The 14,399-nt window shown below is 65.7% G+C and carries 14 protein-coding genes; 10 read left to right on the plus strand and 4 right to left on the minus strand.

Features of this window, described 5'->3' with window-relative positions; translation table 11 throughout:
- Positions 1–39: 39 nt before the first annotated feature.
- The gene (gene ftsY / locus AB7535_RS35250; protein ID WP_354113486.1) at positions 40–984 is read right to left on the minus strand and encodes a signal recognition particle-docking protein FtsY; all 945 of its coding nucleotides are present in this window, start codon (positions 982–984) and stop codon (positions 40–42) included.
- A 60-nt stretch (positions 985–1,044) separates the two neighbouring features.
- Here ftsY and AB7535_RS35255 point away from each other — a divergent pair, with 60 nt between their 5' ends.
- Together AB7535_RS35255 and AB7535_RS35260 are read left to right on the plus strand one after the other, a co-directional pair.
- A complete protein-coding gene (locus AB7535_RS35255) occupies positions 1,045–1,746 on the plus strand; it encodes an RluA family pseudouridine synthase (protein WP_354113573.1) in 702 nt (233 codons plus the stop codon).
- A 222-nt stretch (positions 1,747–1,968) separates the two neighbouring features.
- Positions 1,969–3,078 (plus strand): DUF2336 domain-containing protein, encoded by a 1,110-nt coding sequence (locus AB7535_RS35260; protein WP_085398325.1) that lies wholly within the window; start codon positions 1,969–1,971, stop codon positions 3,076–3,078.
- A gap of 157 nt (positions 3,079–3,235) precedes the next feature.
- Here AB7535_RS35260 and mtaB read toward each other — a convergent pair whose 3' ends face one another.
- Entirely contained in the window at positions 3,236–4,489 is a 1,254-nt protein-coding gene (mtaB, locus tag AB7535_RS35265) for a tRNA (N(6)-L-threonylcarbamoyladenosine(37)-C(2))-methylthiotransferase MtaB (RefSeq protein ID WP_354113487.1), read from the minus strand.
- Entirely contained in the window at positions 4,489–5,364 is an 876-nt protein-coding gene (dapF, locus tag AB7535_RS35270; protein WP_208083917.1) for a diaminopimelate epimerase, read from the minus strand. The genes mtaB and dapF overlap by 1 nt, the downstream gene beginning before the upstream one ends.
- Before the next feature lie 206 nt (positions 5,365–5,570).
- Between dapF and AB7535_RS35275 the strand changes: the two genes are divergently transcribed.
- Complete coding sequence (locus AB7535_RS35275; RefSeq protein WP_135217126.1) at positions 5,571–6,302, plus strand: GyrI-like domain-containing protein; 732 nt, start codon at positions 5,571–5,573, stop codon at positions 6,300–6,302.
- Positions 6,303–6,307: 5 nt separating this feature from the next.
- Positions 6,308–7,027, plus strand: a complete 720-nt coding sequence (locus AB7535_RS35280; RefSeq protein WP_439037496.1) for an SIMPL domain-containing protein — start codon at positions 6,308–6,310, stop codon at positions 7,025–7,027.
- A gap of 159 nt (positions 7,028–7,186) precedes the next feature.
- Here AB7535_RS35280 and AB7535_RS35285 read toward each other — a convergent pair whose 3' ends face one another.
- Positions 7,187–8,251 carry an MBL fold metallo-hydrolase gene (locus AB7535_RS35285; RefSeq protein WP_354113488.1) on the minus strand — a complete coding sequence of 355 codons (1,065 nt, stop codon included), beginning with the start codon at positions 8,249–8,251 and terminating at the stop codon, positions 7,187–7,189.
- Between the two features lie 448 nt (positions 8,252–8,699).
- Between AB7535_RS35285 and ffh the strand changes: the two genes are divergently transcribed.
- The 6 genes from ffh to leuC all read left to right on the plus strand — a co-directional run bounded on the left by ffh (position 8,700) and on the right by leuC (position 14,331).
- Positions 8,700–10,244: a signal recognition particle protein gene (ffh, locus tag AB7535_RS35290; protein WP_354113489.1), complete on the plus strand. Its 1,545-nt coding sequence runs from the start codon at positions 8,700–8,702 to the stop codon at positions 10,242–10,244.
- Positions 10,245–10,329: 85 nt separating this feature from the next.
- Positions 10,330–10,662: a 30S ribosomal protein S16 gene (gene rpsP / locus AB7535_RS35295; protein ID WP_063980395.1), complete on the plus strand. Its 333-nt coding sequence runs from the start codon at positions 10,330–10,332 to the stop codon at positions 10,660–10,662.
- A 9-nt stretch (positions 10,663–10,671) separates the two neighbouring features.
- Positions 10,672–11,241 carry a ribosome maturation factor RimM gene (gene rimM / locus AB7535_RS35300; protein WP_354113490.1) on the plus strand — a complete coding sequence of 190 codons (570 nt, stop codon included), beginning with the start codon at positions 10,672–10,674 and terminating at the stop codon, positions 11,239–11,241.
- A gap of 118 nt (positions 11,242–11,359) precedes the next feature.
- The gene (gene trmD / locus AB7535_RS35305; protein WP_135217131.1) at positions 11,360–12,115 is read left to right on the plus strand and encodes a tRNA (guanosine(37)-N1)-methyltransferase TrmD; all 756 of its coding nucleotides are present in this window, start codon (positions 11,360–11,362) and stop codon (positions 12,113–12,115) included.
- Between the two features lie 106 nt (positions 12,116–12,221).
- Positions 12,222–12,602, plus strand: a complete 381-nt coding sequence (gene rplS / locus AB7535_RS35310) for a 50S ribosomal protein L19 (RefSeq protein WP_063980390.1) — start codon at positions 12,222–12,224, stop codon at positions 12,600–12,602.
- 322 nt (positions 12,603–12,924) lie between these two features.
- Entirely contained in the window at positions 12,925–14,331 is a 1,407-nt protein-coding gene (leuC, locus tag AB7535_RS35315) for a 3-isopropylmalate dehydratase large subunit (RefSeq protein ID WP_063985988.1), read from the plus strand.
- Positions 14,332–14,399 lie beyond the last annotated feature (68 nt).

The raw sequence follows: 14,399 nt of genomic DNA on the forward strand, positions 1-14,399 counted from the left end.
TCCTGAGGAGCCGCGCAAGCGGCGTCTCGAAGGATGACGCTATTCGATTCCGGCGATCGCACGGGCGAAATCGCGCGCGGTGAACGGCGCGAGATCGTCGACGCCTTCGCCGACGCCGATGAAGTGCACCGGCAGTTTGAATTTCTCCGCGAGCGCCACCAGAATGCCGCCGCGCGCGGTGCCGTCGAGCTTCGTCATCACGAGGCCGGTGACCCCCGCCGTGCGATGGAAGGCCTCGACCTGCGACAGCGCGTTCTGGCCGACCGTAGCATCAAGCACCAGCAAGACGGCATGCGGCGCAGTGTCGTCCACCTTGCGGATCACGCGCACGACCTTTTCGAGCTCGTTCATCAGCTCGGCCTTGTTCTGCAGGCGGCCGGCGGTGTCGATCAGGAGCACGTCGATGGCCTGCTCCTTCGCTGCCGTCAGCGCGTTGAAGGCTAGGCTTGCCGAATCCGAGCCCTGCGTGCCGGCGATGACCGGCGTCCTGGTGCGCTCGCCCCAGACCTTGAGCTGCTCGATCGCTGCCGCGCGAAACGTATCGCCGGCGGCCAGCATCACCTTGCGGCCTTCGGATGCGAATTTCTGCGAGAGCTTTCCGATGGTTGTGGTCTTGCCGGAGCCGTTGACGCCGACGACGAGGATGACGAACGGCTTCCTGCCCGCGTCGATCTCGAGCGGCTTCGCCACCGGCGCCAGCACCTTCTCGACCTCGGTGGCGACGACGTCCTTGACCTCGTCCGCCGAGATCGCCTTGTCATAGCGCCCCGTGCCGACGGCGTCCGCGATCCGCACCGCGACCGACGTGCCGAGGTCGGCGCGCAGCAGCACGTCCTCGATGTCGTCGAGCATGGCGCGGTCGAGCTTGCGCTTGGTGACGAGGTCGGCGACCGCGGTCCCGAGCGAGGACGAGGTGCGCTTCAGCCCGTTGGACAGGCGGCGCCACCAGCTCAGCTTGGGGGGATCTGACGTGGTATCGTTCATGGTGGCGGTGTGTTAGCCGTTCCGGCTCCCAAACGAAAGTGTTGACCGAAAGTCTTGCAATTGCTCGATGTTCCCGAATTGACCGCCGACGAGATCCTGGCGCGCGTGCTCCATCGCGACGGGCTGATGCTGGTCATCGACAAGCCCGCCGGCCTGCCGGTGCATCGCGGCCCCAAGGGCGGGGCCAATCTGGAAACGTCGTTCGACGCGCTTCGTTTCGGCCTGCCGCGGCCGCCGGTGCTGGCCCACCGGCTGGACAAGGACACCTCCGGGTGCCTCGTGCTCGGCCGCCATCGCAAGGCGACGGCCTCGCTCGGCCTCCTCTTCAAGCACGGCAAGATCGGCAAGACCTACTGGACCGTGGCCGAGGGCGGCCCTGCCGAGGACGAAGGCACCATCGACATGCCACTCGGCCGGCTCAATGCCGAGCGCGGCTGGTGGCAGAAACCCGATCCCGAGGGCCAGAAGGCGATCACCAACTGGAAGGTGATGGGCCGGGGCGACGGGCTGACCTGGCTCGCCATGGAACCGGTGACCGGCCGAACCCATCAATTGCGGGTGCATTCGGCGTCGACCGGCTGGCCGATCTTCGGCGATAACATTTACGGCAACGGCCCGCGCTTCGGCGAGCCGCGGCTGCACCTGCATTCCCGCGAGATCGTGGTGCCGATCTCCCGGAACAAGGAGCCGATCCGCGTGGTCGCGCCGGCCCCGCCCCACATGCACGAGAAGCTCCGCGCCTGCGGGTGGAACGGGGAATAACGTTGCCAGACCCTCATGGTGAGGAGGCCGCATAGCGGCCGTCTCGAACCATGAAAGGCCCGCTGGTTGCAGCCGGGCCTCGATCCTTCGAGACGCCCGCTTCGCGGGCTCCTCAGGATGAGGGTCATGGGCCGTGGTTTACGAAACGTTCAGTGCTCGTCTCTATTGATAGCGATTGCTTAGAACAAGCTTCCGTCATTCGCTCAGGACGAGCAACGCGTCATGTCCACGGCCGAGTTTTCGATCATCGATGAAGTCGAATCCGCGATTCGGCTCGGCTCGGCGGAAAAGGGCCTGGAAACGGCCCGCCGCGTCACCGACCTGTTCCTCTCCTCCGCCGGAAGTTTTGGCAACGAGCAGATCGCGCTGTTCGACGACGTGCTCGAGCGCCTGATCGGCACCATCGAGCTGCGCGCCATCGCCGACATGGGCGCACGCGTTGCGCTGGCCGAGATCAGCGCGCAGCTTGCGCCGATCGCGCAGGCGCCGCCCTCCGTGATCCGCCGCCTCGCCAATAATGACGAAATTCGCATCGCCGGCCCCGTGCTCCAGGAATCCGCGCGCCTCGACGATGGCGAGCTGGTGAAGATCGCCTCCAGCAAGGGCGAATCGCATCTGCTCGCGGTCGCCGGTCGCTGGTGGCTCAAGGAGATCGTCACCGACGCGCTGCTGGCGCGGCGCTATCCCAGCGTCAGCCGGCGGCTTGCCGCCAATCCCGGCGCGCGCGTTTCCGGAAACGGATTTGCCGTCATCGTCGGGCAGGCGGAGGCCGATCCCGAGCTCGCCGTGAGCGTCGGCGTCCGCGTCGACCTGCCGTCCGATTTGCGCCGCCGGTTGCTGCGTTCTGCGACGGATGCCGTGCGCACCCGGCTGCTGTCGCGCGCACCGCCGCATCTGTTCGAGGAGATCCAGGGCGCGATCGCCGCCGTGACCGTCGGTGTCGAGCGCGAGATGTCGGTCGTGCGCGATTTCGAAGGCGCCAAGCGGGCCATCGCAAATCTCAAGGCGACGGGCCAGCTGACCGAAGCGACGCTGCTCGGCTTCGCCACACAGCGGCGCTACGAGGAAGCCGTGGCTGCCCTGGCGGCCCTGTCCGGATCGACCATTGAGGTGATTCGCCCGCTGATGCAGAGCCTGCGCGAGGACGGCCTGCTGGTGCCGTGCAAGGCGGCCCAGCTCAGCTGGGAAACCACAGCCGCCGTGCTCGAGAGTCGCTTTGCCACCGGCGCGATGAAACCCGCTGATATCGCGAGGGCGAAAAGCAATTACGCGCGAATGACGTCGGAGAACGCGCGGCGGACGCTGCGATTCTGGCAGGTGCGGGCGTTGTAGGCTCTTCCCCTCTCCCCTTGTGGGAGAGGGTGCATCGCGAAGCGAGGCGGGTGAGGGGTCTCTCTCCGCAAACTCAACTCCGCGCTTGCGGACGCAACCCCTCATCCGGCGCTTCGCGCCACCTTCTCCCACAAGGGGAGAAGGAAGCAAGCACTGCTTACGTGGTCAACCGCTCGCCATCGCTGCCGGCAATCAGCAGCGGCACCACACGGCCAATACGTTCACCCGCGATCGCCACCGGCAGATAATGCTCCGTGCGGCCCTGGCTGTCGCTCTCGATCAGCACATCGCGCGTCGTACCCACTTCCTCTTGCAGCCGCCGTCGTAATGCCACTTCGCCCGCCGCACGCAGCCGCTTCGCACGCTCCTTGATCGCACCGCCCGCGACCTGCGGCATCCGCGCGGCCGGCGTGCCGGGGCGTGGCGAATACGGGAAGACGTGCAGGAACGTCAGGCCGCACTCCTCCACGATATCTAGCGAGCGCGAAAACATCTCCTCGGTCTCGGTCGGAAAGCCCGCAATGATGTCGGCGCCGAAGGCGATGTCCGGGCGCAGACGGCGGACCTGATCGCAGAACGCGATCGCGTCGTTGCGCGAATGCCGCCGTTTCATGCGCTTCAAAATCATGTCGTCGCCGGATTGCAGCGACAGGTGCAGATGCGGCATCAGGCGCGCATCGTCGCCGATGGCATCCAGCAGATCGGCATCGGCCTCGATCGAATCGATCGAGGAGATGCGCAGGCGCTTCAGCTCCGGCACATGCCGCAAGATCTGCTTGGTCAGCATGCCGAGTCTCGGTGCACCCGGCAGGTCGGCGCCATAGCTGGTGAGATCCACACCGGTCAGCACGATCTCGGCATGGCCGCGCGCAACCAGCGCCCGCACCTGATCGACCACCGCGCCCATTGGCACCGAGCGTGAATTGCCGCGGCCGTAGGGGATGATGCAGAACGTGCAGCGATGGTCGCAGCCGTTCTGCACCTGCACGAACACGCGCGGCAGGCCGCTCGCAAAGCCGTCGATCAGATGCGGCGCCATCTCCTTCACCGCCATGATGTCGCTGACGGCGATCTTTTCGCTGGCGCCAATATCGAAAGCGTTGCGCGTCTCCTGCCACGAGGAAGCGCGCATCTTGTCGTCATTGCCGAGGACGCGATCGACCTCGGCCATGTCTGCGAACATCTGGCTCTGCGTCTGCGCCGCACAGCCGGTGACGACGATGCGCGCGCCCGGCCGTTCGCGCTTCAATTTACGGATCGACTGGCGCGCCTGCGCCACCGCTTCGTTGGTGACGGCGCAGCTGTTGATGACGATGGTATCGGAAAGGCCCGCGCCCTCGGCCTCGCGGCGGATCAATTCGGCCTCGAAGGCGTTGAGGCGGCAGCCGAAGGTGACGACGTCGACGGCCATCAGCCGACCGGCGCGAACAGCGCCGGATCGAAGGAGCCCTCATATTCGAAGGTCGCGGGGCCCGTCATCAGCACGTGGTCGTCGTTTTCACGCCATTCGATCCCGAGCTTGCCGCCGGGCAGCGTGATCTCGACATTGCGCTCGGTGCGCTTCAGCCGCGCGGCAGCGACCGCGGTCGCGCAGGCCGCCGAACCGCAAGCTCTGGTCAGGCCCGCGCCACGCTCCCAGGTGCGGATCGTGATGTGCTGGGGATCGACGATATGGGCGAGCGTGATGTTGGCACGTTCGGGGAAGATCGGATGATTTTCCAGCAGCGGACCAAAACGCTCGAGATCGTAGGCGTTGACGTCCTCGACCCAGAAGATCGCATGCGGATTGCCCATGCTCACCACCGAGGGCGAATGCAGGATCGGATTGTCGATCGGCCCGATCTGCAATTCGATGTAGCGGGTGTCGCGAAACTCTTCCGCCAGCGGAATGTCCTGCCAGCCGAATTTTGGCGCGCCCATATCGACGGTGTAGAGATCGGGTGCCGGGCCCTGCCAGCAATTGAGCAGGCCCGCGGCGGTCTCGAACGTTGCCGTGGTCTGCCCGGTCTTCTCGAAGATGCGCCGCACCACGCAGCGCATGCCGTTGCCGCAGGCGCCGGCCTCGGAGCCGTCATTGTTGTAGATGCTGATGAAGGCCTCGGTCCCGTCAAACCGCGGCTTCCGGAGCACCATGAGCTGGTCGTAGGGCACGCCGCCCGGCGCGGACGCGACCGCGCGGGCGTCGTCCGGCGTCACCGGCGCGGCGGAATCACGCATGTCGACAACGACGATCTCGTTGCCGATGCCGTTCATCTTGGCAAATGCGTGGTTGGCCAGAGCGCTCATGAAATGTCCCGAATTTCGCCTGCCTTATATGGCGATCCTTGGCGGCTTGGCCAGTGATTTGCCGCCATAGCCATGACGCATCTGTCATGGGACGAATTCGGCACTCGCGTGTTAGAACGGCACGGTTCGCGCAATCCGGGACGCGCGGCCGGCTCAAGGCCTTGGGGACGTAAGGCCTTGGCGCATAAGCCCTTGGGGAGAATAGAATGAATCGTTTTTGTCGCCTCGCACTGCTCGCGCTGATCCCGGCAGCGACCATGTCGTTTGGCGTGCCCGGCGCTCTGGCGCAGACCCCGAGCCCGGCGCCCGCCGCGTCGGCCAGCCCCTCGCCGGCTCCGTCGGCCTCGCCCTCCCCGGCCGCAAGTGCCGCGCCTGCGCCCGCGGCGGCGCCATCGCCTGCGGCCAGCGCTTCGCCCTCACCCGCTCCGGCGGCCCCGCCGCCCGCTGCGGCCGCGACGCCCGCCCCGGTGCAGACCGCCGATCCCTTTGGCCTGGAGACCACGCTCGAGCCGAAGAAGGTCGTGATGGTCAAGGGCACTGCCAATTGGGATTCGGCCTTCGACACGCTGATCGACGCTTTCAAGGCGCTGAACACGCTGCTGGACAAGCAGGGCATCAAGCCCGCCGGCAATTCGATGATCGTCTACACCTCGACCGACGACACCGGCTTCACCTTCCTGGCCGAGATCCCGGTCGAGCAGGACCCGAAGAACCTGCCCAAGGACATGAGCATCGGCAAATCGCCGGAAGGCAAGGCGTTGAAATTCGTCCATCGCGGCTCCTACGACAACATGGACAACACCTATGAGGCGATCACCAATCACCTCGACGACAAGAAGCTGGAAGCCAAGGACACCTTTATCGAGGAGTACCTCACCGATCCCCTGAAGACGGCGGAGGACAAGCTCGTGATCAACGTGTTCGTGCCATTGAAGTGAGAGAGATGAAGAAGCCTGCCGTCCTTTTTACGTCCCTTGCCGCCGCTTTCGCCGCCACGCTGCTGGCGACGCCCGCACGCGCGGACGATTTTCCCTCCGCGATCTCGGTGAGCGGCGAAGCCACGATCTCCGCGGCGCCCGATCTCGCGCAGATCGACGCCGGCGTCGCCAACGACGCCAAGTCGGCGAAGGAAGCCTCCGACGCCAACAACGCCGCGATGGGCAAGGTACTGCTGGCGCTGAAGGGCGCTGGCATCGCCGAGAAGGACTATCAGACCTCGCGCCTGTCCTTGCAGCCGCAATACTGCCAGAACAAATCCACCGGCGCTTCGCCCGTGGTCGGGTTCCGCGCCTCTAACCGCGTTACCGTGAAGATCCGCGACGTGACCAAGGTCGCTGGCATCATCGACACGCTGGTCGGCGCCGGCGCCAACGACATCGGCAACATCTCCTTCGAGGTGACGCAGGCCTCAAAGCTGCTCGACGACGCCCGCGAACAGGCGGTCGTGGACGCCCGCCGCAAGGCCGAGATCTACGCCAAGGCCACCGGCGTCACGCTCGGCTCGCCACTCAGCGTATCCGAGGGCGGCGCTCCGGTGCCGCTGTTCAAGGCAAGAATGGCAACAGCGCCGATGGCGGCGCCCGCGGCAGTCGCGCCGGGCGAGGAAACGCTGTCGGTGACGGTGAATGTGAGCTGGGCGATTATTCGCCCTGAGGGCAAGTAAGTCTCGTGTCCCGGACGCGCTGCAGCGTGAAACGCTGCTGCGCAGAGCCGGGACCCAGAAAGCCAACGGCACGTGCTGCTGCATGGGCCCCGGCTCTGCAGCGCACCGTCGAAGAGACGCTGCGCTGCGTCCGGGGCACAGTTGTGTACGTGGATGGAGTCAGATCTCCACCACCTGCCCCGGCTGCATCGCCACAAACTGCTCCTGCGGAAGCTTCGCGGCATCCAACGCTTCGACCAGCGCCTTGGCCGGCGCGTCGATCGCTTCATCGGTCAGCTGGAACGTGCCGTGATGATGCCCGAGCGCGGCTTGCGCGCCGCAATCGGCCAGCGCTTTCACGGCGTCTTCCGGATTCATGTGCTGGTCGCGCATGAACCAGCGCGGTTCGTAGGCGCCGATCGGGAGGATCGCCAGACGCAGCGGCCCGTGCTTCTCCGCGACGCGGCGGAAATGCCCGCCGTCGCCATAGCCGGAATCGCAGACGACGTAGATTTTTCCCGCAGGCGTCTCCAGCACGAAACTCGCCCACAGCGCCTTGTTGCGATCGAACATGCCGCGCGCCGACCAGTGCCGGGTCGGCACCAGCGTCACGGCGATGCCGCCGCCGAGCTCGACGCGGTCGTGCCAATCGAACGCCTCCGCCTTGATCGACGAGTCGGCGCTGCGCATCGTCACGTCATTGCCGAGTGGCGTCACCACGCGCGGCGCAAAATTCTTCGCGAGCCGCGACAGCGTCGCAATATCCAGATGATCGTAATGACCGTGCGAGACCAACACGACGTCGATCTTCGGGAGCTTCTCGAACGCAATGCCGGGGTCGTTGTGCCGCTTCGGTCCGGCAAAGCTGACGGGCGAGACCCGCGAGGACCAGACGGGATCGACGAGGATGTTGAGGCCGCCGGCCTGGACCAGCCAGCTGACGTGGCCGACGAAGGAGAGCCGCACCTTGTCGCCCTCGACGCGCTGCGGCGGCGTGTCGGCATGGGGGTTGGGCACCCAGTCGGGCCAGTCCGCGCGCTGCCCCCGGCCACCTAATTGCCACCGCAGCACCTCGCCGAGCGATCTCGGCGGCGCCCCGTCGGGATCGAAGAAGGTCAGGCCGTCAAAATGGTCGGAGACCGGGCCGTCATAGGTTTTCATGCGGGACATCCAGAGGGGCGGAACACCGACCAGCGCGGCGCCACCGGCGAGCAGTCCGAAAACGCGGCGGCGGGTGATCGGCACAAGCGGGCTTCAGGGATGGTAACGGAGGTAAGTCATCATCTTCTATATGGGCGGAGCCCAGGCAAAAGGAACCGGCCGCCAAAAGTTCCGTATTCTCAGGGCCTTGCCCTGGCAAAGGCACCCCGGCCCCCTAACTTTCCTTGACTTTTGGGCGGGAGCGGCGTTTAACCCCGCCACTTTCTCGGAAAGGCTTTCTTTTCGACCCGCCCACTGGCCCTGGAGGCCAGAGGCCAACGCCCGACAGCGCTGTGCGCCCTCGGGCGCAAAGGTGTTTGGAAGATCGCTTGCTTAGGAAGTGGTCATCGCCCGACTTGATCGGGCGATCCAGTATCCCAGAGGCAGCTCGGCTGAACCGAGGTGCCGCGGCGTACTAGGTGCCCCGGTCAAGCCGGGGCATGACAGTGGTGAACGCGGCAACCCTGCGCGAGCAGGACAAGGGACAACGGCATTGTTCGACAATCTGTCGGAACGGCTTGGTGGCATTCTCGATCGTCTGACGGGGCGCGGTGCGCTGACCGAAAAGGACGTCGACGCCGCGATGCGCGAGGTGCGCCGCGCGCTGCTGGAGGCCGACGTCGCGCTCGAAGTGGTCCGCAGCTTCACCGAGCGCGTCCGCGAGCAGGCGATCGGCGCCACCGTCGTCAAGTCGGTCACGCCCGGCCAGATGGTGGTCAAGATCGTCCATGACGAGCTGATCAACACGCTCGGCGCCGAAAGCCAGACCATCGACATCAATTCCGTGCCGCCGGTTCCGATCATGATGGTCGGCCTGCAAGGCTCCGGTAAGACCACCACCACCGCCAAGCTCGCCCGCCGCATGGTCCAGCGCGACAAGCGCAAGGTGCTGATGGCTTCGCTCGACATCTATCGCCCGGCGGCGATGGAGCAGCTGGCCGTGCTCGGGCGCGATCTCGACATTCCGACGCTGCCGATCGTCGCCGGTCAGCAGCCGGCTCAGATCGCGAAGCGCGCGCTGGAGGCCGGCAAGCTTGGCGGCTACGATGTCGTGCTGCTCGATACCGCCGGCCGCACCACGCTCGACGAAGACATGATGGCGGAAGCAGCGGCGATCAAAGCCGCCGCCAATCCGCATGAAGTGCTGCTGGTCGCCGACAGCCTCACCGGCCAGGACGCCGTGAATCTTGCGCGCGCGTTCGACCAGCGCGTCGGCCTCACCGGCATCGTGCTAACACGCGTCGACGGCGACGGCCGCGGCGGCGCCGCGCTGTCGATGCGCGCCGTCACCGGCAAGCCGATCAAGCTGATCGGCACCGGTGAAAAGACCGATGCGCTGGAAGATTTCCATCCCGACCGTATCGCCGGCCGCATCCTCGGCATGGGCGACGTGGTCTCGCTGGTCGAACGTGCTGCCGCCAACATCGACGCCGAAAAGGCCGTGCGCACCGCCGAGCGCATGCGCAAGGGTCAGTTCGACCTCAACGACATGCGCGAGCAGCTGCTGCAGATGGCGAACATGGGCGGCATCAGCGGGCTGATGGGCATGATGCCCGGCATCGCCAAGATGAAGAACCAGATCGCGGCCGCCGGCATCGACGACAAGATCCTGAAGCGCCAGGTCGCGGTGATCGATTCCATGACGCGCGACGAGCGCCGTCATCCCGACCTGCTCAAGGCCAGCCGCAAGAAGCGCATCGCCGCAGGAAGCGGCCAGAGCGTCGAGCAGGTCAACAAGCTGCTCAAGATGCACCGGAACATGGCCGACGTGATGAAGGCCATGGGCTCGGGCAAGCGTGGCCCGCTCGCCGGCATTGCGCAGGCGATGGGCTTTGGCGGCGGCATGAAGCCGCCCTCACCGGAAGAGATGAAGGCGTTGCAGGAGAAGATGCAAGGCGGCGGACAAGGTCTGCCCAGCCTGCCGAAGGATTTGCCCGCTGGTCTGCGCACCGGCCTGCCCAACGTTCCCGGACTGACCGGGCTGAGCGGCAAGCCGACGCTGCCGGGCCTCGGCGGATTTCCGGGCAAGAAGAAATGAGGAATTCGTCGCGAGGGATCCTAAGCATCTCGCGCGACGCGGAATACCAATCAACCGAACAAACTGTACTTTGAAGGAGAACCAGATGTCCGTCGTTATCCGCCTCGCTCGTGCAGGCACCAAGAAGCGCCCCGTCTATCACGTCGTCGTCGCCGATTCGCGCTTTCCCCGCGATGGCCGCTTCATCGAGCGTCTCGGTTATTTCAACCCGCTGCTGCCGAAGGACAACGAGGCCCGCCTCAAGCTCGACATGGACAAGGTGAAGGCCTGGGTCGCCAAGGGTGCGCAGCCGTCGGACCGCGTGGCGCGTTTCCTCGACGCCGCCGGCGTCAAGAAGCGCGAAGCGCGCAACAACCCTGAGAAGGCCGTGCCGCGCAAGGAGCGCAAGGCGCAGGCCGAAGCCGCCGCGAAGGGTTAAGGTCAGATCATGTCGGCGCTGGTCTGCGTCGCGCGGATCGGCGCCGCCCATGGTGTGCGCGGTGCGGTCAAGCTGTGGACCTTCACGGAAGATCCCTTTGCCATCAAACGCTACGGTCCGCTTCTCGCCAAGGACGGCAAGCGCCAGTTCGAGGTCGCGCAGGCGCGCGAGGCCAGGGATCATCTGGTCGCGACGTTCAAGGGCGTCACGACCCGCGATGAGGCCGAGCGCCTCAACGGCATCGAGCTCTACGTCGCGCGCGAAAAGCTGCCCGCGACCGATGCGGACGAATATTACCACACCGACCTGATCGGGCTCGCCGCCGTCACCACCGACGGCGACGCGCTCGGCCGCGTGCTCGCGATCCACAATTTCGGCGCCGGCGACATCATCGAGATCGCTCCCCCCAAAGGATCTGCAAAGGGCACGACGATGCTGCTGCCGTTTACAAACGCGGTGGTGCCGGAAGTCGATCTCACAGGCGGACGCGTCGTGATCGCGCTGCCGCAGGAGATCGAGGGTGAGGACAAGGACGAAGCCCTATCCACGGGCCGTCCCCGCGAAGGCGGGGACCCATAATCGCAGGCCGTGGTTTTTTGGCTAAGCTGGTAGCCTCGATCATCGCAAAACGAAGTGCGATGGTTATGGGTCCCGGGCTCGCGCTCCGCGCGCCCCGGGACGACGAGATCGGGAAGCAATGACGACCTCCTCACCCTGGCGCGCGACGGTGCTGACGCTGTTTCCGGAGATGTTTCCGGGGCCGCTCGGCGTGAGCCTGGCCGGCCGGGCGCTGGCTGGCGGGCTCTGGGAGCTCGAGGCGCGGGACATCCGGGCCTCGGCCACCGACCGGCATCGGAGCGTCGATGACACCCCGGCCGGCGGCGGACCCGGCATGGTGCTGCGGGCCGATGTTCTGGCGGCAGCGATCGATGCCGTCGAGATCAGCCCGGACCGGCCGAAACTGCTGATGAGCCCGAGGGGTCGGCCATTGACCCAGGCCCGGGTGATGGAACTGGCCGAGGGTCCGGGTCCCCTGATCGTTTGCGGACGGTTCGAGGGCGTGGACCAGCGGGTGATCGACGGACGGGGCCTGGAGGAGGTCTCGATCGGCGACTACGTGCTGTCCGGGGGCGAAATCGCCGCTCTAGCCCTGATCGACGCCTGCGTCCGGCTGTTGCCCGGCGTGATGGGCAAGGAGGCCTCGGGAACCGAGGAAAGCTTCTCGGAGGGCCTCCTCGAGTACCCCCAATACACCCGCCCGCAGCTGTTCGAGGGGGCTCCGATCCCGGAGACCCTGACCTCCGGCGACCACGCCAAGGTTGCAGCCTGGCGGCGGGCACAATCCGAGGCCCTGACCGCGGCCCGGCGGCCTGATTTGTGGGCCAAAATCCCGGCTAAAGCCCCGAATCGAGCCAGACGCCAAAAAACGCCAAAAAACAAGACAGACGGGTGACAAACGCTCCGGCTTGCCTTATAGGAGCGGCCACATCCGCAATAGCTGGATCAACGAATTTCGCGCAGCCCCCGTCCTGCGGCTGGGCGCGCCGATGGAGATACCCATGAACCTGATCCAACAGCTCGAAAAAGAGCAATTCGACAAGCTCTCCGCCAGCAAGGAGATTCCGGAATTCGGTCCCGGTGACACCGTGATCGTCAACGTGAAGGTCGTCGAAGGCGACCGTACCCGCGTGCAGGCCTATGAAGGCGTCTGCATCGGCCGTTCCGGCGGCGGCCTCAACGAGAGCTTCACCGTCCGCAAGATCTCCTATGGCGAGGGTGTCGAGCGCGTGTTCCCGCTGCTCTCCCCGATGATCGACTCGATCAAGGTGGTGCGCCGCGGCAAGGTGCGTCGTGCCAAGCTCTATTACCTCCGCAACCTTCGCGGCAAGTCGGCCCGCATCGTCGAGAAGACTGAGCACGCCAAGGCCGTCAACGAGTAAGCTCCGTTTACAGACGAGTTCTAGAGAGCGCGGGGCAAAACCCCGCGCTTTTTTGTTGCGTCAGCCGTGCGCGTCAAAGCACTCGCGCTTCCAAATCGGCCTGCTATATATTCTTGGAATGTTTCCAGATCAGACCAGCCTCGCCCCCGTCACGCGCATCGTCATCGACGATCGCTCGCGGCTGCCTGGCCGGTTCTTCGGACGCTTCGCGACCTCGGCAACGTCAGAGCTTACGCGCGCAGCCTAAAAGCTGCGCTGACGATTTTGTTGCCCGCGCGTGACCGCGCATATCCGCACCACAACATTCCTGGAGCTGAAGCTCATGTCCAAGCCGACCACATTGTACGACAAGATCTGGAACGACCATCTGGTGCACGAAGCCGACGACGGCACCTGCCTGCTCTATATCGACCGCCATCTGGTGCACGAAGTGACCTCGCCGCAGGCGTTCGAGGGTCTGCGCGCCACCGGCCGCAAGGTGCACTCGCCGGAAAAGACGCTCGCCGTCGTCGACCACAACGTGCCGACCACCGATCGCACCAAGCCGAATCCCGATCCGGAGAGTATCGAGCAGATCAAGGCGCTGGCCGAGAACGCCAAGCAATTCGGCATCGAATATTACGACGAGTTCGACAAGCGCCAGGGCGTCGTCCACGTCATCGGGCCCGAGCAGGGCTTTACCCTGCCCGGCACCACCATCGTCTGCGGTGACAGCCACACCTCGACGCATGGCGCGTTCGGCGCGCTCGCACACGGCATCGGCACCTCCGAGGTCGAGCACGTGCTGGCGACGCAGACGCTGATCCAGAAGAAGGCGAAGAACATGCGCGTGACCGTCGACGGCAAATTGCCTGAAGGCGTGACGGGCAAGGACATCATCCTCGCCATCATCGGCGAGATCGGCACTGCCGGCGGCACCGGCTACGTGCTGGAATACGCCGGCGATGCGATCCGCGCGTTGTCGATGGAAGGCCGCATGACGGTCTGCAACATGTCGATCGAGGGCGGCGCGCGCGCCGGCCTGGTTGCGCCCGACCAGAAGGCGTTCGATTTCCTGCGCGGCCGCCCGAAGGCGCCGAAGGGCGCGGACTGGGACGCGGCGATGCGCTACTGGGAGAAGCTGCGCTCCGACGACGGCGCGCATTTCGACCACGAGCTGCGCCTCGACGCTGCCAAGCTGCCGCCGATCGTGACCTGGGGCACCTCGCCCGAGGACGTCATCTCGGTGACCGGCATCGTGCCCGATCCGGATCAGATCGCGGACGAGGCCAAGCGTCTCTCCAAGCACCGCGCGCTGAAATACATGGGCCTGACGGCGGGCACGAAGATCACCGACATCAAGCTCGACCGCATCTTCATCGGCTCCTGCACCAACGGCCGCATCGAGGATCTGCGCGCGGCGGCGAAGATTGCCGAAGGCAAGACCGTTTCAGCGCATGTCAACGCCATGGTCGTGCCGGGCTCGGGCCTCGTGAAGGAGCAGGCCGAGGCTGAGGGTCTGGACAAGATCTTCATCAAGGCCGGCTTCGAATGGCGCGAGCCCGGTTGCTCGATGTGCCTCGCGATGAACCCGGACAAGCTGGCCCCGGAAGAGCGCTGCGCCTCAACCTCGAACCGCAACTTCGAGGGCCGCCAGGGTTTCAAGGGCCGCACGCATCTGGTGTCGCCGGCGATGGCGGCAGCCGCCGCGATCGCGGGTCACTTCGTCGACGTCAGGGAGTGGCGGTAAGCCGCTCCCTGCAATTTGAGCTAAAGCGGCAAACGGCCGTTAATCGGCATCGCCGACACTGTGTCCTC

The organism is Bradyrhizobium sp. 956_D2_N1_4, assembly GCF_052076025.1.
GTDB lineage: Bacteria > Pseudomonadota > Alphaproteobacteria > Rhizobiales > Xanthobacteraceae > Bradyrhizobium > Bradyrhizobium barranii.

Coding starts and splice junctions, on each gene's coding strand:
- AB7535_RS35275 (WP_135217126.1), top strand. CDS start 5,571: ATGAATCGTTTTTGTCGCCTCGCACTGCTCGCGCTGATCCCGGCAGCG.
- mtaB (WP_354113487.1), bottom strand. CDS start 4,489: ATGGCCGTCGACGTCGTCACCTTCGGCTGCCGCCTCAACGCCTTCGAG.
- ftsY (WP_354113486.1), bottom strand. CDS start 984: ATGAACGATACCACGTCAGATCCCCCCAAGCTGAGCTGGTGGCGCCGC.
- rpsP (WP_063980395.1), top strand. CDS start 10,330: ATGTCCGTCGTTATCCGCCTCGCTCGTGCAGGCACCAAGAAGCGCCCC.
- dapF (WP_208083917.1), bottom strand. CDS start 5,364: ATGAGCGCTCTGGCCAACCACGCATTTGCCAAGATGAACGGCATCGGC.
- rplS (WP_063980390.1), top strand. CDS start 12,222: ATGAACCTGATCCAACAGCTCGAAAAAGAGCAATTCGACAAGCTCTCC.
- rimM (WP_354113490.1), top strand. CDS start 10,672: ATGTCGGCGCTGGTCTGCGTCGCGCGGATCGGCGCCGCCCATGGTGTG.
- AB7535_RS35280 (WP_439037496.1), top strand. CDS start 6,308: ATGAAGAAGCCTGCCGTCCTTTTTACGTCCCTTGCCGCCGCTTTCGCC.
- leuC (WP_063985988.1), top strand. CDS start 12,925: ATGTCCAAGCCGACCACATTGTACGACAAGATCTGGAACGACCATCTG.
- trmD (WP_135217131.1), top strand. CDS start 11,360: ATGACGACCTCCTCACCCTGGCGCGCGACGGTGCTGACGCTGTTTCCG.
- AB7535_RS35260 (WP_085398325.1), top strand. CDS start 1,969: ATGTCCACGGCCGAGTTTTCGATCATCGATGAAGTCGAATCCGCGATT.